The sequence below is a fragment of the Nocardia sp. NPDC052112 genome (assembly GCF_040680135.1).
GTDB lineage: Bacteria > Actinomycetota > Actinomycetes > Mycobacteriales > Mycobacteriaceae > Nocardia.
Genome location: NZ_JBFAWD010000004.1, coordinates 39,831 through 59,341 on the forward strand (window position 1 = coordinate 39,831; position 19,511 = coordinate 59,341).

The following is a 19,511-nucleotide window of genomic DNA, read 5'->3' on the forward strand; positions in this document are numbered from 1 at the left end:
AACACTGTGGGGAAGACCCCGGCGCTGCGGGACTGCGCCCCGTGGACCTCCGGTCAGGATCCTCGGTAGCATCGTCGGTTGCATGGGGCGGGACCGCAGCGCTGTAGGAGATTGCCGACGAATGCCCGGTATGGAGAACCGGTTCCGGGAGGTATCCCGGGACGTACCGATACCGTCCCCGTGGAATCTGACCGCGTACCTCGATGCCGTCGCCGACCATCGCGGTCGCACCATCACCCTGCAACCGGTCGATACCGCATTACTCGCGGGCACCGGCTGCGGTACCGGCAGCGGTCTGTGGATTGCCAAGCGCGACAGCGACATCATCGTCTACGGCGCCGATACCACCGAATGGCATGCCGAGCACATCATCGTCCACGAACTGGGCCATATGCTGCTCGGTCACGGACCGGAATCGGCGACCGAAACCCCTGCACCACAGCCGATGTCGGCCCTCGCGGAATTGCTCCCGTCGATCTCCCCGGAGTCCATCGCATATGTACTCGGGCGCAGCGATTACGCAACCGCCCGCGAACGCGATGCCGAAACCTTCGCCGACCTGGTCATGCTGCAGGCCATGCGCCCGCAGCGCCGAGACTCCTTGCTGCACAGAACCTTTTTCCGCGAACGGCGGCACTGAGGGGCCTCGCTATGGGCTTGCCGACGTGACGACTGATCTCGGACGAACATGGGTAACTCGTCGGGTACACCCAGAAATCGACCGGCACTTCACCGGCCAGCCCGCGACGTAACGTCGCGGGCACCCACGACCGGCAAAAGGCGCGGGGAGGCGGAGGAGTCCTACGCGAGCCTGATCAGGCCGTAGTCGAATGCGTGGCGACGGTAGACGACCGACGGTCGGTCGGTCTCTTTGTCCTGGAAGAGGAAGAAGTCGTGGCCCACGAGTTCCATCTGGTAGAGGGCGTCGTCGACGGACATCGGGGTCGCGGTATGGACCTTGGTTCGGACGATATGGCCAGGTCCGGCCGCATACTCCGCAGATTCCGATCCGGACCGACCGCGATCGGCCTCGGGATGCTCATGTGCGATAGTCCCGTTCGCCTGAGCGAACAGTGATTCATCGATCAGATCGGCGGTCGCCTCGGCCACCGAGACCGGGGTCTTGTCCCCGTAATGGACGCGGCGGCGATCCTTCGTCCGACGCAATCGGCTCTCCAGCTTCGCGGTCACCGATTCGAGAGCAGCGTAGAAGCTGTCCGCACATGCCTCCGCCCGGACAACGGGGCCCTTGCCGCGCGCGGTGATCTCGACGCGCTGGCAGCTCTTGCGTTGACGACGATTGCGTTCGTGGAACAACTCCACATCAAAGATAAATATCGACGGGTCGAAACGTTCGAGACGGGAGAGTTTCTCCGCGACGTAAATTCGGAAATGGTCAGGAACCTCCACGTTGCGGCCCTTCACCACGACATCGCCGCGCGGCGCGCGAGGTCGGTCCGCTGTGGATTGCTCTGTCGCATCCAGGGCGCTGTCATCCAGCACCGAGGCCTGTGTTTCGTTCACAGCGAGGGCGTCTTTCACTGAAGGTCGTGAAGAAGTCGTCACGCGTACCTCCCGGATATGGCCGCACAGACCAACGTGCGTGCGGCGGGATGAGCCGTGCCGATAGACAATCTCTCGGCACATGATGTCCGAGGCGCCACCTCCAAACTCCCGGTTCGGGTGTGTGATCGCGACGCTAGTACGCCAACGGGCGGTCCGCCAGTGTTCACGCAAATTTCCCGGAGTCAAGCCGAACACGTCACCAGCACGGCACGTACCGGCACTCCGACCCGACCGAGCGCATAGACCGATTCGCGGGCTGTCGCACCGGTCGTGAGCACATCGTCGACCAGTACGACCTCGGCATTCGCCGAGATTGCCGCCACGGCTCCGATACCAGCTCGCGCCACAATCCGACCGCGCAGATTGTGTTGCCGCTCACCGACTGTCAAGCCCACCGAATCGCGCACACCCCACCACATACGCAACATCGGTATCACCCGGCTATCCGGTAGCCATCTCGCCGCCGCCCGCGTCGTGCGCACCACCGGATCCCCGCCGCGGCGGCGCGCGGCCACCCGCCGACTGGGCGCCGGAATCAATACCAGTGGCCGGTCGGCCGCGCGCAGCCGGGTCAGACCATCGGCGAGTGCCAGCCCCAGCGGCTCGGACAGATCGCGACGCCCGTGCTCCTTCGCCGCCAGCACCGCCCGCCGCGCCGGACCCCCATATGACGCAAGCGCCCAACAGGGCACCCCCGGATCGGTACGCGGGCGCACTCGCATCGGCGGCCGAACCAGGGAGGTCGCACAGTCCGCACACCAGCCGACCCCGACCGCACCGCATCCGGCACAGCTGGTGGCCAGGATCAGATCCAACAGGGTTCGCATCGCCCGAGTCTGCGCCCACCCACCGACAGATTCGCGAATATCGGTGCCGTGGTATTCGTTTCGGCGCCGACGATCAGCCGGGGAGTACCGGGACCGAGTTGTCGCCGTTGAGGCCGGGCACCTCGCGCCAGAAGCGGTCGGCGGTTTGATCGCTGTACTGGAGTTGGAGCACCGCGCGTGAATCTCCCACATACTCCGCGTCCGGCGAGGCACTGACCACCCGAACGGGTGCGGTGAGGTTCTGGCTGATCTGCGGGGTCGGCTGCGATCCGTCGATCGCAACAGTCGTCAGCGGATCGACATTGCCTTCCCGCGCGATGACGATGGTGTCCGCGGTGAGCCAGCTCAACGACACCGCCCGCGTACTGAGTGTGAGCGCCAGCTGTAGCGGTGAGGTGAGCGCGTACTTGCCGTCCGGATGTCGTTCGACGATCGCCACATAGACCTTGCCGTCGGCGATGAGCGCCGCACGCACACCGCTACGCGAGATCCGCAGCTCGGTAATCGGCAGTCGCAGCGCCGCTCCCTGGGCCGAGGCCGTCAGCGCCGAGATGTCCACATCCTGTCTCGAGACGGTTCCGGTGGCTCGATCGTTGACCGCGCGGATGACCCGTTCGCCATCGATCACGGCCCAGGCGGCGGTGCCGTCCGCATTCCAGGACGGTCGGCTGATGGTCGACCCCTCGGCGACCGGGAAGGCGTTGCCGCCGTAGCTGCCGACCATCAGCGTGCGCGGCGGCTCCGGTGGCGGACGTCCGGCATCGGCCACCGCGGCCACCAACTGACCGTCCGGAGAGAGCCCGACCGACTGCAGATTGTTCACCGCGCCGAAGTAGCCCGGCGGGGTGATCATCCCGCTGTCGGTGACCTGCACCAGCGAGCCATTGCGCAGCGCGTGCAGCCCGACCTGGTTACGCGCATAGACAGCCGGGCTCAGCTGTTCGACATCGGCGACCGACCAACCGTTGGCGGCGAAGCGATCGTCGAACGGTTTACCGTCGGCGAGCAGCATGTACGGGCCGAGGATTTCCGCGCCCGCGAGCGTGAGCACCACCTGTCCGGCGAGCAGCTCCTTATCGCGCGGGGACAACCCGGAGGCACCGGCGAAATCGATGCGGACGCCGCCGAGCCCGACACCGACATCGTTGTTGTCGTTGTTCGGCTTGGTGATCGGTCCGCGCACGGTCACCGGTGGTGCGAGCACATTGCGCACGACCGGAGCGAGCGCGGGCTGTGTGCCCTCGGCCAGCAGGCCGAGCAGGCGCTGGGTCAGCTGATTCTTGGCCACCGAGATCCAGCGCAGATCGGGGACGAGCGTGGTACCCGTCGGGTCGACGAAGTACAGGACATAGCGACGGTAGGACTTCGCGAAGGCGGTCTGCTCCATCACGACGCCGTCGGGCAGCTCATCGATGCGCCATTCGCCGTCGACCTTGGTCATCTCGATCTTGTTTTCCAAGGGTGCGTCGATGGCCCGATAGGCGCCGTCGGCGGCCAGTTCGCCGACCTTGTGCGCCCGGATCACATAGGTCGCCTTATCGCCCGAGCGCGATTCGCGCAGGGTATCGGCCTTGTCCACGATCAGCGTGCCGGCTGCGTCGTCCCACTGCGTCGCGGCGGACTGTGTCATGTACTGCCGCGCGGCCAGATGTCGGTTCGCCGGATCGGCCGTGGCCTGCAGGAAATCGCGCAACAACAGGTCCGGGTCACGACCGGCGATGGGTGGTGGCGGCCCGTCGGAGGTGGGCTGGCGGTTGATGGTGCCGAGTGCCTGCGGTGCGGAGGATTCCGGCAGGCTCGCGCATCCGGTGAGTACCAACAGCGCCGCCACGGCAACCGCACTCAGGGCGGACAGCCGTAGCGATTTGCGCCTCGGATACCAGCTACGCATCCTCATGACTGTACGTCCCCGCCGTCACCCGGCACGCTGTGCCCGGCCTGCTTCGGTTCGGTGGATTCGGCTTCCTCGGCCTCCGGTGTCGTGCCATTGGTCGAACCGACGCCGTTCGAGTCGTTCGCATCCACCGCATCGCTGTCCGCCGTATCCTCGGCGGCCGCACCGGTTCCGCCCGAAGCAGCCGCACCACCGTTCGTCTCGACGCGGATCACGGACAGCTCCGTGACCGTTGCTTCGGTGTCCGCCTCATCGGCGGCCGCATACTCGGCCGGTTCCGGATCCACCTGTGGCGCGGGCAATGCCTTGCGCAGCACCGGTTCCAGCGGCAGCGGACTCACACCCATCTTCTTGCCACGCACCAGCGGCAGGGTGAGCCGGAAGCTCGCGCCGATACCGATCTCGCCCCACGCTTCGAGCTTGCCCTCGTGCAGATTGGCGTCCTCGACGCTGATCGACAGACCGAGTCCGGTGCCGCCGGAGCGCCGCATCCGGGACGGATCCGAGCGCCAGAACCGGTTGAAGACCAACTTCTCCTCACCGGGCCGCAGGCCGACCCCCTGATCGCGCACGAGGACCGCGACCGCGTTGGCCTCCAGATCGCCGCGCATCCGGATCAGCACCGGCTTGCCCTCGCTGTGGTCGATCGCATTGGCCAGCAGATTGCGCAGCACCCGCTCCACCCGTCGCGGATCGACCTCGGCGACCAGCGGCTCGTCCGGCATATCGATGATCACCTCGACACCGGTTTCCTTGGCCAGATGTCGTACCGTCGATATCGCCGCCCGCGCACACATCCGCACATCGAGTGATTCGACCTGCAGTTCGGCAACACCGGCGTCGTGGCGGCTGATCTCGAGCAGATCGTTGAGCAGACCCTCGAAGCGGTCGAGTTCGGTGACCAGCAATTCGGAGCTGCGGGCCAGCGCCGGATCGAGATCGTCGCTGCTGCCGTGGATCAGGTCGGCGGCCATGCGAACGGTGGTCAGCGGGGTGCGCAGTTCGTGGCTGACATCGGAGGTGAAGCGGCGCTGCAGATTTCCGAACTCCGCCAACTCGTTGATCTGGTTGGACAGACTTTCGGCCATCTCATTGAATGCCTGGGCGAGCCGGGCCATATCGTCCTCACCGCGCACCAGCATGCGTTCCTTGAGCCTGCCGTCGGCGAAACGGCCCGCGATCCGCGCGGCCGAGCGGATCGGCAGCACCACCTGCCGGGTGACCAGTGCGGTGATCGCGGCCAACAGCACCAGCAGCACGATGCCGCCGATCAGCATGGTGCCGCGCATCAGCGCCAGGCTGCGCTCCTCATTGGTCAGCGGGAAGATCAGATAGATCTGCAACGTCGGGATCTCCGCGCTGGGGCTGCCGATGATCAGCGCCCGACCGTGATAGCCATCCGGGTCCGCGACCGTGGCGAACTGGTAGCTGACCTGGTTGCGCGCGACGAAGCGGCGCAGTTCCTCGGGTACCTCCTGGATCGGCCCGGTCGAGATCTGCTGCTGTGGCGTACCGCCGACAATGCTCAGCGCCGAATCGAAACTGCCTGCCACACCGGTGGATTGGCCGGTCCCACCGCGGTTGGACAGCGCATTGCGCGCATCGATCAGCCGCTGCTGCTGGGTGCCGATATCGTGCACACCGGCAAGCTGGCTCTCCACCGTATTGCGGGCGCGATCCATCTCCTCGACCGCACCGTTGATCTTCGCGTCGATCAATCGATCGGTGATCTGACTGGTCAGCACCACGCCGAGGATCGTGATGACGATCAGCGACAGGGTGAGTGTGGACACGATGACGCGCAATTGCAGCGAACGCCGCCAAACATGGCCGAGTGCGCTGCCGACTTCCTTCAGCCAGGCGACCACCGGCGCGAGGGATCGTTCGAGACGCTGTACCACACCGGGCGAGGCGGTCGAACGATCCGCGTCGCCTCCGATCACGGGGGTCCGGCCTTGTAGCCCACACCGCGGACGGTCAGCACGATCTCCGGATTCTCCGGATCCTTCTCGACCTTGGCGCGCAACCGCTGCACGTGCACGTTCACCAGACGGGTGTCGGCGGCGTGCCGGTAGCCCCAGACCTGCTCGAGCAGTACTTCACGGGTGAAGACCTGGCGCGGCTTGCGCGCCAGCGCGACGAGCAGATCGAACTCCAGCGGCGTCAGCGAGATCTGTGCACCACCGCGGGTCACCTTGTGCGCGGGCACATCGATGACGATATCGGCGATGGAGAGCAGTTCGGCCGGCTCTTCCTCGGTACGGCGCAGGCGGGCACGCACCCGCGCGACGAGTTCCTTCGGCTTGAAGGGTTTGACGATGTAATCGTCGGCACCGGACTCCAGACCGAGCACGACGTCGACCGTATCGGTCTTCGCCGTGAGCATCACGATCGGAACTCCGGAGTCGGCCCGCAGCACCCGGCACACGTCGATACCGTTCATACCGGGCAGCATCAGGTCGAGCAGCACCAGATCGGGACGGATCTCCCGAACCGCCGCTAGTGCCTGCGTGCCGTCGCCGACCACATGCGGGTCGAACCCTTCCCCGCGCAAGACGATCGTCAGCATCTCAGCGAGTGCCATATCGTCGTCGACGACCAGAATCTTCGGCTTCATAAGTACTATGTTGTCATCTCTCGCGCTCGGAACGGGCCGCCACGCCAACACTGGTGCAATCCCGCCGCACATCCAACCTTATCCAGCAACAATTTCGACCAAACGAGTGGTGAGCGTCGCCGGATCGTCACCGGATCGGTATCTCGACCACGGCCCGTACCAGTCCCGTTCGGCCAGCTCACGGTACACCTCACCGGTGCGCCGCTGTAGTCCGCCATCGCGCTCGTAGGCATCGAGCGCACGAGTGTCGTCGAGTTCGCCACGCAGCCGGGCACGCTCGGCGGCGACCTCGGTCGGCACGTCCAGCAACAGCTGCAGCGTCGGCACCGGCAACTCGAATCGGCCGAACTCCAATTCGCCCACCCAGCGCACGATTTCGCCGTCCGCCGACTGATGCAGGCGCGCAGCCGAATACGCGGCATTGGAGGCCACGTAGCGGTCCAGAATCACGATGTCGTTGTCGGCCAACAACTTCGACAGGTCATCACGCGCCGCGGCCCGATCGAGTGCGAACATCAGCGCCATACCGTGTACCGAATCGGCGAGATCGCCATGCGCGCCCCGCAATGCCTCGGCCGCGAGATCCGCGTGGATGGACCGGTCATAGCGCGGAAAAGCAAGTGTTTCCGCACGCAGACCCCGCGCGCGCAGGTTCGCGATGACACTGTCGATCAGCGTCCGCTTCCCCGCGCCGTCGAGGCCCTCGACCGCAATCAAGCCACCCATGGCGAGCAGGCTACCGCCAGGGCACGACACCGAACGACAGCGCCCCGCCGACCGGACTCGGTCGACGGGGCACAGGTCTTTCCGCGCTACCGGCGGCGGCTCAGTAGCGGTAGTGCTCGGGCTTGTACGGGCCCTCGACGTCGACGCCGATGTATTCGGCCTGGTCCTTGGTGAGCTTGGTCAGCGTGCCGCCGAGCGCCTCGACATGGATGCGCGCGACCTTCTCGTCCAGATGCTTGGGCAGCCGGTAGACCTCGTTGTCGTACTCGTCCGGCTTCGTCCACAGTTCGATCTGCGCGATCACCTGATTGGAGAAGCTGTTCGACATCACGAACGACGGATGTCCGGTCGCATTGCCGAGATTCAGCAGGCGTCCCTCGGACAGCACGATGATGGACTTGCCGGACTCCTTGAACGTCCACAGGTCGACCTGCGGCTTGATATTCAATTTCGTTGCGCCGGAACGCTCCAGTGCCGCCATATCGATCTCGTTGTCGAAGTGACCGATATTGCCGAGGATGGCCTGGTCCTTCATCGCCTTCATATGGTCGAGGGTGATGATGTCCTTGTTGCCGGTCGAGGTGATGACGATATCGGCCTGGTCGATCGCCTGCTCGACGGTGACGACGTCGTAGCCGTCCATCAGCGCCTGCAGCGCGTTGATCGGATCGATCTCGGTGACCTGCACCCGGGCGCCCTGTCCCGCAAGCGATTCCGCGCAGCCCTTGCCGACGTCGCCGTAGCCGCAGATCAGTACCTTCTTGCCACCGATCAAAACATCCGTGCCCCGGTTGATTCCGTCGATGAGCGAGTGGCGGGTGCCGTACTTGTTGTCGAACTTGGACTTGGTGACCGAGTCGTTGACATTGATCGCCGGGAACACCAACTCACCCGCCGCGGCGAACTGGTAGAGCCGCAGCACGCCGGTGGTGGTCTCTTCGGTGACGCCCTGCACCGATGCGGCGATCGCGCCCCACTTGGTCTTATCGGTTTCGAAGCGCTCGCGCAGCAGGTTCAGGAAGACCTTGTACTCCGCCGAGTGGTCCTCGTCCTCCGGCGGTACCAGCCCCGCCTTCTCGAACTGCGCGCCGCGCAGCACCAGCATGGTGGCGTCGCCGCCGTCGTCGAGGATCATATTGGCCGGTTGGCCCGGCCAGGTCAGCATCTGTTCGGCGGCCCACCAGTACTCCTCCAGGGTCTCGCCCTTCCAGGCGAAGACCGGGGTGCCCTTGGGTTCGTCGACGGTGCCGTGCGGTCCGACGACGACCGCCGCGGCGGCGTGGTCCTGGGTGGAGAAGATATTGCACGAGGCCCAGCGGACCTCGGCGCCCAGCGCGGTCAGCGTCTCGATCAGCACGGCGGTCTGGATTGTCATATGCAGCGAACCGGAGATGCGCGCACCCTTCAGCGGCAGCACCTCCGCGTACTCGCGGCGCAACGCCATCAGACCCGGCATCTCGTGCTCGGCGAGGCGGATCTCCTTGCGACCGAATTCGGCCAGCGACAGGTCCGCCACCTTGTATTCGATGCCGTTGCGGACATCGGCGGTCAGGGACGTGCGTGCGGGAAGTTCTGAGGTCGTCATCTGCCTCTATCAGCCTCTCCTGGTTCGTCAGTACCGGGTTAAGGCTAACCGCTGAGCGCCCCCGACGGATTACGCGGTCACGCCATAGGACATCAGGATCCGACGTCGCTTACGCGGCTGGATATTCGCGAGGGTGATATCGCCGCCGTAATGGGCCAGTACGCGGTGATCCATGATGTGCCGCCACAGCGGCGGAATGGCCGCGAACACGATCATGGAGAGATAGCCCGCAGGCAACTGCGGCGCCTGCATCGAACTGCGCAGGGTCTGGTACCGGCGCCCGGGATTCGCGTGGTGATCGCTGTGCCGCTGCAGATGGAACAGGAAGATGTTGGTGACCAGATGGTCGCTGTTCCAGCTGTCGCGCGGCGAGCAGCGCACGTACATGCCATTGGGTCGGCGGGCCCGCAGCAGTCCGTAGTGCTCGATGTAGTTCACCGTCTCCAGCAGCATGACGCCGATCACCGCCTGCAGCGCCAGATACGGCAGCACGCGCCAGCCGAATATCGCGAGCAGCGTGCCGAACAGCACCCCGCTCATCGCCCACGCCTGCAGGATGTGGTTTTCCACGCAGAACCAGCGTTTGCCCTTGCGGGCGAGCCGCTCGCGCTCGAGCCGCATCGCGGAGCGGTAACCGCCGGAAATGCTGCGCGGCAAGAACTCCCAGAGCGATTCACCCATCCTGGCACTGGCCGGATCCTCCGGTGTCGCCACGCGCGCGTGATGGCCGCGATTGTGCTCGACGAAGAAGTGTCCATATCCGGACTGCGCGAGCGAAATCTTGGCCAACCAGCGCTCCAGATGTTCGACCCGATGCCCGAGTTCATGCGCCGCATTGATGCCGATACCGCTGACGAACCCGAGAGTCGCGGCCAGCCCGAGTTTGTCGACCACTGCCAGCTCGTCGCCCGCCCACATGGCGGCCGCGACGATCAGGCCGATCAACTGGACCGGCAGGAACAGGTAGGTACACCACCGGTAGTACCGATCGTTGGACAGCAGCTCGTAATCCTCGTCGCGTGGATTGGTGCCGTCCACACCGACGCCCCAATCCAGCAGGGGGATGACGATCAGCACGATGATCGGTCCGATCCACCAGAAGACCGGGGAGCCGGTGCGCAAGACCAGCTGCGACGGCAACAATGCGATCGCAGGAGCGATCAGTCCCAGGACCCACAGATGGCGTTTGGGGTCGGGCGACCCCGCCGGTTTGCCAACCGCTTGCACGTTTGCCCCGCTAAATAAGTAACCCTAACTCCGACGCATGACAATACATACAGGCCCTACGGCCGTTACAACAGCAGCTTGGCGCCAAAAAGCGACAACTGTTACATGCCTGGCAGTTGGTTTTCAAGCACGCTCACATGTGGTCATAATTTGGGCATACACATCGCAAACCGTCAACTTCCCAGCGGTGGCATCAGTGCCGCTCGCGCGAGGCCAGAATCGCCTCGACATACGGACTGAAGACGGCACTCAATTCGGCGGGCGCATTGCGGCCGGCCGCGGGCGGCGTCGGGATGTAGCTCAGCGCGATACGCACCAGAGCCTGTGCCAGCACATCGGATTCGGCGGTGGTCGCCTGTACCCAGCTGTGCTCGAATGCGATGGACAGCCGTGCGGTCGCATGTTCGAGCAACGGCTCGGCATCAAGGGTGATGAGCCGCAACAGATCCAGCTTCACCTCACCGGCGACCAGCGACTGTACCAGCGGGTCGGCGGCGGCCGCCTGGAAGAAATCGCGTAACCCCTCTTCGAATGCGGCGCGCGCGTCGCCGATATTGCCGTCGATCGCGGAGCCGACATGATCGACCAGATCGTCGGCCAGGCGCAGCGCATAGGACTGCGCGAGCCCCGCGCGCGAACCGAATTCGTTGTAGAGGGTCTGTCTGCTGACACCGGCGCGGGTGGCCACATCACCGAGGGTGATCTTGGACCAGTCCCGCTCGGTGAGCAGCTCGCGCATCGAATCCAGGACAGAGGTGCGCAGAAGTTCCCGCGCCGCCTCCTGATAGGAAAGCTTGGGTCTGATTCGCGTCACTCCCGGGTCCTCCGTGGTTACGCTCGGCTCCCGCCTCCGGGACCGTCGCTCGCGCCGCGGGGGTCCGTTGCGCGGCATACCCGCGAGGTTGTCACGGGTGGTTGCCGCAGTCAAAATTCACGACCGTTCGATCTCGACCATATAGAAGTCGGCTTTGGCGGCGCCGCAGTCCGGGCAGGTCCAGTCGTCCGGGATGTCGTCCCAGCGGGTGCCCGGCTCGATCCCGTCCTCCGGCCAGCCCTTCGCCTCGTCGTATTCGAAGCCGCACTGGATGCATTGAAACAGTTTGTATTCACGACCACCCGTCACCCGGCCACCACCCTCATCGAATCGCTTCGCGATGCTTCACTCATTTGGGAACCTCCATCGGTTCGAAGTCGATCTTCTCGCGGACGCCACAGTCGGGACAGCACCAGTCATCGGGTATCTTTTCCCACACGGTTCCCACCGGAAACCCTTCGTGTGGTGCGCCTTTCAGCTCGTCGTAGACGTAATCGCAGACGGGACAACGAAACCTGCTCATGATCACGCCTCCGACGCGGTCGTACCGTAGCGCGCGATCACCTTGTCCCGCTTGGCCGGATGGATGTTCGCGCGGGTGATATCGCCGCCGTAGTGCGCGAGCACCCGCTTATCCATCACGCGTCGCCACAGCGGCGGGAAGTAGGCGAGCAGAATCATGCTGGCGTAGCCGCTCGGCAGATTCGGCGCACCGTCCCAACTGCGCAGCGTTTGATAGCGGCGGGTCGGATACGCGTGGTGATCACTGTGCCGCTGCAAGTGGTACAGGAAGATATTCGTGACGATGTGGTCGCTGTTCCAGCTGTGCACGGGAGCGGGCCGCTCGTACCGACCGGATGCGGTGTGCTGGCGGACCAGACCGTAGTGCTCGAGGTAGTTCACCGCCTCCAGCAGGCTGAAGCCGACGATCGCCTGCAGTACCAGATACGGCAGCAGACCGATGCCGAACACCGCGAGCAGGACCGCGTACAGCGCCACCGACATCAGCCAGGCGCTGAGCACCTCGTTGCGCAGACTCCAGGACTTCTTGCCGAGCCGATCCAGCCGGATCCGCTCCAGCCGCCACGACGAGCGCAAGCTGCCCCACACGGTGCGTGGCCAGAAGGCCCAGAACGATTCCCCGACACGGGAACTCGCGGGATCCTCGGGCGTCGCGACCCGCACGTGATGGCCGCGGTTGTGCTCGATATAGAAGTGGCCGTAGAACGACTGGGCCAGGGCGATGCGCGAGAGCCAGCGCTCCAGATCGACCTTCTTGTGGCCGAGTTCGTGCGCGGTATTGATGCCGATGCCACCGATCATGCCGACGGTGATGGCCAGGCCGATCTTGTCGATGATGTGCAGTCCGCCGTCGACGCCGAGCCAGCTCAGGTTGTCGGCCGTGATCAGGTAGCACCCCATCACCAGCGTCGCGTACTGGAACGGCAGGTAGAGGTAGGTGAGATAGCGGTAGTACCTGTCGTTCTCCAGGTACTCCATCACCTCGTCGGGCGGATTGTCGCCGTCCGGGCCGAAGAAGATATCGGCCAGCGGGATCACCACGTAGACCAGCACCGGGCCCAGCCAGAACGGGACCTGGGCCAGCCTGTGCCAGCCGAATTCGTTGAACGCCCAGATCAGCGGAAGGCCGATGGTGAAAAGGCCGGTCGGCGCGAACAGTCCCCAAAGCCACAGGTATCGCTTGCGGTCGCGCCAGTCTGTTGCCGCAGCCTGGCGACCGGGCGCATGGGTTTCCGTTGACATCGTTGTCTCCTCATTCAAGCGACACATCACATGTGATGTGCAGTACCACTCACTCTGGACATTAGAGATCAACTTGTCTTCTGTCTATACAAATTTATCAATTTGTAAAGTCTGGCGGAAACGGCAAATCGGACACCCGCGGCAGTGCGGCGGGGCCGAAACGACGATCGCCGCACCATCCCTCGAATGCGGGGCGATGCGGCGATCGTGCGCTGATGTGCGCGAGTCGGTCGATCAGCGAAGCAGGACGTCGGCGTTGTCGGGCAGCGCATCGATGGGCCACCAGCGCAGGTCGGTGGATTCGTGGCTGCGGACGGGGACCGCACCGGGCGGGGCGGCAATGCGGAACAGCAGGTCGAGGTGGCGGGTCGGGAGGCCGAGCGAACAGGTGATCGGATGGGCCTGCGCCCCGTAAAGTTCCGGATCCATGCGCAGGTCCGTTATGCCGGACTCCTCGGTCGCCTCGCGCAGGGCGGCGTCGGCCACCGTCTCGTCCCCCTCCTCGCAGTGCCCGCCGAGTTGGATCCAACGGCCGACCCGCGGATGCAGCGTCAGCAGCACCTGGCGCTCGTCGTGCGAGAAGACAACGGCCGAGGCTGTGATGTGCCCGGGTGCATGTTCGCGCAGACACCCGCGCGGCGCGGCTCCGAGGAAGGCCAGCATCGCCTCGCGCAGCGAGGCATCGATCCCCGTCGGCTTCCACGCCTCGAGCAACCCCGTGGCCGAGGTGTGCAGCGAACTCGCGGTCACAGTTCGACCAGGCCGGGGCCGGGGCCGAAGACCGGACGTGGCGTGAGTTCTTCGAGTGGATGGCCGATCGCTATGGCGCCCAAGGGATTCCAGTCGTCGGCGAGGCCGAGGACGTCGCGGGTGATCTCCGGGGCGAAGATGGTCGAGCCGATCCAGCAACTGCCGATGCCCTCGCTGGCCAGTGCGACGAGCAGGCCCTGTACCGCCGCCCCCACCGCGACGGTGAACATGGTGCGCTCGTTCCCGCGCCGCCGCTCGTCCGGATAGTCGTGTGCGCCGTCGGGCACGCAGAACGGAATGATCACCTCGGGCGCGTCGTGCAGGATGCGGCCGCGGGCGATCCGGCGTGCCACCCGCTCTGGCTCGAGGCCGTCCGCGGTGAGATCGACCCGCCACTTCTCGGCCATGGCATCCAACAGTTGGGCGCGCAGAGCGGGTTTGCGGACCCAGACGAAACGCACCGGACGGGTGTGATGCGGCGCGGGCGCGGTGAGCGCCTTCGCCACCGCGGCGCGGATACGGTCGGGATCGACTGGGGTATCGGCGAATTGACGAATCGAGCGACGCAGCAGCAGCGCCTCGGAGCGTCCTCGCTGGATCGCCTCGGCCGTACCGAGCCAGAACAGGTCGTCGATGCCACCGCGCAGCAGGTCCGCGGCGCAGGAGCCGTCGTCGGTGACCGGCAGCCCGCGCACCACCGCCACGGGGACGCCGCCGAGCTTGCCCTTCACCAGATCCGCGGCCGCGGCCAATTCGTCGGCCACCGCCACCTGGGTGACATGCAGTTCATTGCCCTGCCCATCGACCGCGCCCGCATAGTCGTGCAGCACCCGCAAGCCGGAGGCGCCGATGGCGGTATCGGTCTGCCCGTTGCGCCAGGCGCGCCCCATGGTGTCGGTGATGACTACCGCGATATTCACCTCGAGTCGCTCGGACAGCGCGGTGCGCAAGGCCTTCGCGCTCGCATCCGGATCCGATGGCAGCAGGACGAGTTCGCCCTGCTCGACATTGGATCCATCCACTCCGGAGGCGGCCTGCACGATGCCGAGCTTGTTCTCGGTGATGAGCGTGCGGCCCTTACGCGCGAGCACGCGCACCGCTTCCTGCTCCACCAGCGCGCGGCGCGCGGTATCGCGCTCCTCCGGATCCAGCGGTGCTTCGACGATGCGCCCCTCGGCCTTGGCGACGATCTTGCTCGTGACGACCAGGATGTCCCCGTCGGCCAGCCAGGGCGCCGCCGCGGCGATGTGTTCGGCGAGATCGTCACCGGGCCGGAATTCCGGCAGACCGGTGATCGGCAGGATGCGCAACTCCCCCGCCGCGTGATCGGCCTGTCCCGTCAATGGCTCTTGCGTGGTCATCACTTCACCCCGGCGAGGTCGAGCGCCTCCCGCACCATTTCGGCGGTAGTCGGCGGATCGGTCATCAACAGCGGCACGCTGCGCACTTCCACACCCGGCACATCCGCGGTATCGGTGCTGTGGATCAGCCACCCGTCCAGGATGCCGGTGGTCGAGCGCGCACCGTAGTGGCGCCCGATCGCCTCGGCGGTGGTTTCCACACCGATCACCGAAAGGCATTCATCGGCCATGCCGCGCAGCGGTTTTCCGTCGATCACGCCGGAGATGCCGATCACCTTCGCCTCGGTGGTGCGCAGTGCGCCGCGAATGCCGGGCACCGCGAGGATGGCGCCGATGCTCACCACCGGGTTGGAGGGGGCCAGCAGCACGGCGTCGGCCTCGGATATGATCTGCGTCACATTTGGCGCCGGTTTAGCGTCATCGGCCCCAATTGTGGCGAATCCGTGCGTCTCGATGTCCGCACGGTAGCGAACCCACCACTCTTGGAAATGGATCGCGCGACGTTCGCCAGGGTTGTCCGGGTCACTGACAACGACATGTGTTTCGCAACGATCGTCGGTAGCCGGGATGAGTTTTACGCCCGGCTGCCATCGGTTGCACAACGCCTCGGTGACCGCAGAGAGCGGGTACCCGGCGCGCAACATTTCGGTCCGAACCAAGTGTGTCGCGATATCGCGATCCCCCAAACCGAACCAATCGGGTCGGGCATGATATTTGGCCAGTTCTTCCTTGGCGTGCCAGGTTTCGGCGACCCGGCCCCAGCCGCGTTCGGTATCGATTCCACCGCCAAGGGTGTACATGCAGGTATCGAGGTCGGGGCAGATCCGGAGGCCGTGCATCCAGACGTCGTCACCGACGTTGACGATGGCGGAAACGTCCGCGTCGGGCAGTAGTTCCCGGACGCCCTGAAGGAAGCGCGCGCCGCCGACCCCGCCCACCAGGACGGCGATCTTGGGCCCACTTGCGGGTGCGGTGTCCGCTTGTTGTGGAGTCACATCGACACAGCCTATGCGCTGCCCGAGCGGCCGCGGTTCGCCCCGTATTTGCTGTTCATTTGCTATTCCACGTTCAAGATCAGCTCGGGAAAGCGGTAGCGGATAGTAACGGAATTGCGACGGCGGCTTGACCATCGACACGTTCGGCGTGTCTAATCACAGTCATGTCATTTCGGGTTCGCGCGAGAGTTCAAGGCGCGGACAGCTTTTCGAACAAGTGTTCGCACCGAGGTGGCAAGCTCGGGGATGTCCGCGGGACAACATCGCGGGGTACGGCCGTCGGTGTGCGTGTTGGTCCGACGGAAAGAATCAATCTGCGCTAACACACAGTGAGGAGGCGGAGCGATGGCCAATGAGCTGGCCCCTTCGGGCATGCCGGGCGGCGTATCGCAAACCGATTCCACAGCAGGCGCAGCACGTGGCGTCTGCGCAGAGATCGGTCGGATCGAACCGGATCGGATCGGGCCCGAGCTGGCCGACGGAGTGACAGCCCCCCGGCTCAGCTTGATCGTGACGGGCTTCGACGAGATGTTCGAATCGATCGAGGAGCAGTGGCAGGAACGTGCCCTGTGCGCACAGACCGATCCGGAGGCGTTCTTCCCCGAGAAGGGCGGCTCGACCCGTGAGGCCAAACGGATCTGCATGGGCTGCGAGGTACGCGACGAGTGCTTGGAATACGCACTCGCACACGATGAGCGCTTCGGTATCTGGGGCGGCCTCTCCGAACGAGAGCGGCGCCGCCTGAAGCGCGGCATCGGCTAGAGACTTGGGGCCTGCCCCGGAGTTGCCTTCGAACACGGCGAGTCACCGAGGTGACACCTGATTTCGCTGGCAAATGGGTAACTCCGGGGGCACGCCCAGAAGTCGATCCGAACCCGACCATCGGCCGCCGATGCGGCGGATACGGCACCCCGGCGGGGCACCGCAGGTCCGGGGAAGCGGATTAGCCTAAGTTTTAGTCATGGCCCGTTCACGTAATCGTCGTCCACCGACCGCACGATCGGTGATCCGTCGTGGGCGCGGGGTGCGCGGGCCGATGCTCCCACCGACGGTGCCGGCCTGGCGCACCAGGGGGCAGCAGTTCGACCGGCTGGTCCTCGAAGCCTTCGCACCCCTGGACACCCGGTGGCACGATCGACTGACCAAGCTCGATATCGCAGTCGACGATGTGCCGAAAATTCGTCCGCTGCACCCGGATTCGGTCACCTGGCCGGATGAGGTGGTGGCCGACGGACCGGTGCCGCTTTCGCGACTCATTCCGGCTGGAGTGGACCGGCACGGAGTGGCCACCCGCGCCCGAGTTGTGTTGTTCCGCAAGCCACTCGAACTTCGCGCGGGCGATCCCGACGATCTGGTCGATCTACTGCGCGAGGTCCTCGTCCAACAGATCGCCACCTATCTCGGCGTCGATCCGGACCTCATCGATCCCGAAGGCGCCTGACGAACACACCGCCGAGCGCCGGTGAACTCGCCCGAAATCGCCCAATCCTTAGCGTGTCTGAGCACATCGGAACGTCGAGCGCGTTACTCTCATCGGCGTGATCCCCATGCGTCGTTGCTGCCGACCAGGTTGCAAGAATCCCGCTGTTGCGACGCTCACCTACGTGTACTCCGATTCGACCGCGGTGGTCGGGCCACTGGCGACGGTGGCCGAGCCGCATTCCTGGGATCTGTGTGAAACACATGCTTCCCGCATCACCGCACCAAAGGGTTGGGAAATGGTTCGCCACGAAGGCGGATTCTCTTCCAGCACACCGGATGACGATGATCTGACGGCATTGGCCGAAGCGGTCCGCGAGGCCGGCCTGCGCCGCCGACCCGCGGAGCACGACCAGCGTGGCTATTCCGATTACGCCCCGCCAGCACCGCGCGCCACCCGCACCGGCCGGCGCGGACACCTTCGAGTCCTTCCGGACCCGCCCAGCTAGCAGTCGGGACGGGACCGTGTCAGGGGCGTCGGTGCGAGCCACTAGGGTGGTCACCATGACAGTGGCCCGCTCTGCCGAATTCGTGAACGCGGTGATCAAGGCTTATGACGTTCGCGGGGTCGTCGGTGAACAGATCGACGGAGAATTCGTCAAGGATGTGGGTGCCGCGTTCGCGCGGTTGATGCGCGCCGAGGGCGCGACCCGCGTGGTTATCGGACACGATATGCGTGAGTCCTCCCCGGCGCTGGCCGCCGCCTTCGCCGACGGCGCACTCGGCCAGGGCCTCGATGTGGTGCACATCGGACTCGCCTCGACCGATCAGCTCTACTTCGCCTCCGGCCATCTCGACTGCCCCGGCGCGATGTTCACCGCCAGCCACAATCCGGCCCGCTACAACGGCATCAAGCTGTGCCGCGCGAAGGCGCTTCCGGTGGGTCAGGACACCGGCCTGGCGACCATCAAGGACGAGGTGATCAACGGGGTACCCGGCTACGACGGAACGCCGGGCGGCGCCACGAAGATCGATCTGCTCGCCGACTACGCGAAGTTCCTGCGCGGGCTCGTCGATCTCGACAATGTCCGCCCACTCACGATCGCGGTGGACGCGGGCAACGGCATGGGCGGGCACACCGTGCCCGAGGTGCTCGGCACCGTGCCGCAGCTGACCCTGGTGCCGCTCTACTTCGAGCTGGACGGCTCGTTCCCGAATCACGAGGCCAATCCACTCGATCCGAAGAATCTGGTCGATCTGCAGGATCTGGTTCGCAAGTCCGGCGCCGACATCGGACTGGCCTTCGATGGCGACGCCGACCGCTGCTTCGTGGTGGACGAGAACGGCGATCCGATTTCGCCATCGGCGATCACCGCGCTGGTCGCCGAGCGTGAGCTGGCCAAGGAGCCGGGCGCGGTCATCATCCACAACCTGATCACCTCGCACGCGGTGCCCGAACTCGTGCACGAACTCGGCGGCACGCCGGTGCGCACCCGGGTCGGGCACTCGTTCATCAAGCAGGAGATGGCGGCCACCGGCGCGGTATTCGGCGGTGAGCATTCCGCGCACTACTACTTCCGTGACTTCTGGGGCGCCGATTCCGGTATGCTCGCGGCCCTCCACGTGCTCGCGGCGCTCGGTGAGAAGGACCGGCCGATTTCGGAGTTCATGTCGTCGTACGAAACATATGCGGCGTCCGGAGAGATCAACTCGACAGTGGCGGACGCGGAGGAGCGGACGATGGCTGTAGTTGACGCATTCGAGGATCGGGCCAAATCGGTTGACCGGTTGGACGGGGTCACCGTCCAGCTCGCCGACGACGCCTGGTTCAATCTGCGCGCGTCGAATACCGAACCGTTGCTGCGGCTGAACGTCGAGGCCAGGTCGACGGAGGAAGTAGACGCACTCGTGACCGAGATTCTGAGCATCGTCCGCTCCTGACTGGGATAGTGAAACCAGGGCGGAT

General features: G+C 65.3%; 20 protein-coding genes. 5 read left to right on the forward strand and 15 right to left on the reverse strand.

Annotated features, from left to right (window positions below):
* The first annotated feature begins 121 nt into the window (after positions 1-121).
* On the forward strand, positions 122-640 hold the full coding sequence (locus AB0L58_RS08595; RefSeq protein WP_364383335.1) for a hypothetical protein: 519 nt from the start codon (positions 122-124) through the stop codon (positions 638-640).
* 161 nt (positions 641-801) lie between these two features.
* Here AB0L58_RS08595 and raiA read toward each other — a convergent pair whose 3' ends face one another.
* From raiA to cofD, 15 genes are all read right to left on the reverse strand, one after another.
* Positions 802-1,485, reverse strand: a complete 684-nt coding sequence (raiA, locus tag AB0L58_RS08600) for a ribosome-associated translation inhibitor RaiA (protein WP_364384481.1) — start codon at positions 1,483-1,485, stop codon at positions 802-804.
* A gap of 263 nt (positions 1,486-1,748) precedes the next feature.
* Entirely contained in the window at positions 1,749-2,393 is a 645-nt protein-coding gene (locus tag AB0L58_RS08605; RefSeq protein WP_364383338.1) for a ComF family protein, read from the reverse strand.
* 73 nt (positions 2,394-2,466) lie between these two features.
* Positions 2,467-4,284, reverse strand: a complete 1,818-nt coding sequence (gene lpqB, locus AB0L58_RS08610; protein ID WP_364383342.1) for an MtrAB system accessory lipoprotein LpqB — start codon at positions 4,282-4,284, stop codon at positions 2,467-2,469.
* A gap of 2 nt (positions 4,285-4,286) precedes the next feature.
* On the reverse strand, positions 4,287-6,188 hold the full coding sequence (mtrB, locus tag AB0L58_RS08615) for an MtrAB system histidine kinase MtrB (protein WP_364384484.1): 1,902 nt from the start codon (positions 6,186-6,188) through the stop codon (positions 4,287-4,289).
* A 38-nt stretch (positions 6,189-6,226) separates the two neighbouring features.
* On the reverse strand, positions 6,227-6,913 hold the full coding sequence (gene mtrA / locus AB0L58_RS08620; protein ID WP_174555219.1) for an MtrAB system response regulator MtrA: 687 nt from the start codon (positions 6,911-6,913) through the stop codon (positions 6,227-6,229).
* Between the two features lie 69 nt (positions 6,914-6,982).
* Complete coding sequence (locus AB0L58_RS08625; protein WP_364383345.1) at positions 6,983-7,630, reverse strand: dTMP kinase; 648 nt, start codon at positions 7,628-7,630, stop codon at positions 6,983-6,985.
* Between the two features lie 100 nt (positions 7,631-7,730).
* Entirely contained in the window at positions 7,731-9,215 is a 1,485-nt protein-coding gene (gene ahcY / locus AB0L58_RS08630; RefSeq protein WP_364383348.1) for an adenosylhomocysteinase, read from the reverse strand.
* Between the two features lie 69 nt (positions 9,216-9,284).
* Positions 9,285-10,355 carry an alkane 1-monooxygenase gene (locus AB0L58_RS08635; RefSeq protein WP_364383351.1) on the reverse strand — a complete coding sequence of 357 codons (1,071 nt, stop codon included), beginning with the start codon at positions 10,353-10,355 and terminating at the stop codon, positions 9,285-9,287.
* 280 nt (positions 10,356-10,635) lie between these two features.
* On the reverse strand, positions 10,636-11,256 hold the full coding sequence (locus tag AB0L58_RS08640) for a TetR family transcriptional regulator (protein WP_364383354.1): 621 nt from the start codon (positions 11,254-11,256) through the stop codon (positions 10,636-10,638).
* Between the two features lie 117 nt (positions 11,257-11,373).
* Entirely contained in the window at positions 11,374-11,565 is a 192-nt protein-coding gene (locus AB0L58_RS08645; protein ID WP_364383357.1) for a rubredoxin, read from the reverse strand.
* A 40-nt stretch (positions 11,566-11,605) separates the two neighbouring features.
* On the reverse strand, positions 11,606-11,779 hold the full coding sequence (locus AB0L58_RS08650) for a rubredoxin (RefSeq protein WP_364383360.1): 174 nt from the start codon (positions 11,777-11,779) through the stop codon (positions 11,606-11,608).
* Positions 11,780-11,781: 2 nt separating this feature from the next.
* The gene (locus tag AB0L58_RS08655) at positions 11,782-13,020 is read right to left on the reverse strand and encodes an alkane 1-monooxygenase (RefSeq protein WP_364383363.1); all 1,239 of its coding nucleotides are present in this window, start codon (positions 13,018-13,020) and stop codon (positions 11,782-11,784) included.
* A 234-nt stretch (positions 13,021-13,254) separates the two neighbouring features.
* The gene (locus tag AB0L58_RS08660) at positions 13,255-13,770 is read right to left on the reverse strand and encodes an NUDIX domain-containing protein (RefSeq protein ID WP_364383366.1); all 516 of its coding nucleotides are present in this window, start codon (positions 13,768-13,770) and stop codon (positions 13,255-13,257) included.
* Complete coding sequence (locus AB0L58_RS08665; protein WP_364383369.1) at positions 13,767-15,131, reverse strand: coenzyme F420-0:L-glutamate ligase; 1,365 nt, start codon at positions 15,129-15,131, stop codon at positions 13,767-13,769. The genes AB0L58_RS08660 and AB0L58_RS08665 overlap by 4 nt, the downstream gene beginning before the upstream one ends.
* Positions 15,131-16,126 (reverse strand): 2-phospho-L-lactate transferase, encoded by a 996-nt coding sequence (cofD, locus tag AB0L58_RS08670; RefSeq protein ID WP_364383372.1) that lies wholly within the window; start codon positions 16,124-16,126, stop codon positions 15,131-15,133. The genes AB0L58_RS08665 and cofD overlap by 1 nt, the downstream gene beginning before the upstream one ends.
* Positions 16,127-16,654: 528 nt before the next feature.
* On the opposite strand from cofD, the gene AB0L58_RS08675 reads away from it, so the two are divergent.
* The 4 genes from AB0L58_RS08675 (at position 16,655) to AB0L58_RS08690 (ending at position 19,486) form a co-directional block, all read left to right on the forward strand.
* The gene (locus tag AB0L58_RS08675; protein ID WP_029901515.1) at positions 16,655-16,888 is read left to right on the forward strand and encodes a WhiB family transcriptional regulator; all 234 of its coding nucleotides are present in this window, start codon (positions 16,655-16,657) and stop codon (positions 16,886-16,888) included.
* Positions 16,889-17,087: 199 nt separating this feature from the next.
* Positions 17,088-17,567, forward strand: a complete 480-nt coding sequence (locus tag AB0L58_RS08680) for a metallopeptidase family protein (protein WP_330249994.1) — start codon at positions 17,088-17,090, stop codon at positions 17,565-17,567.
* Between the two features lie 97 nt (positions 17,568-17,664).
* Positions 17,665-18,054, forward strand: coding sequence for a DUF3499 domain-containing protein (locus AB0L58_RS08685; protein ID WP_364383375.1), 390 nt, complete (start codon positions 17,665-17,667; stop codon positions 18,052-18,054).
* Between the two features lie 61 nt (positions 18,055-18,115).
* A complete protein-coding gene (locus AB0L58_RS08690; RefSeq protein WP_364384487.1) occupies positions 18,116-19,486 on the forward strand; it encodes a phosphomannomutase/phosphoglucomutase in 1,371 nt (456 codons plus the stop codon).
* Positions 19,487-19,511: the final 25 nt, after the last annotated feature.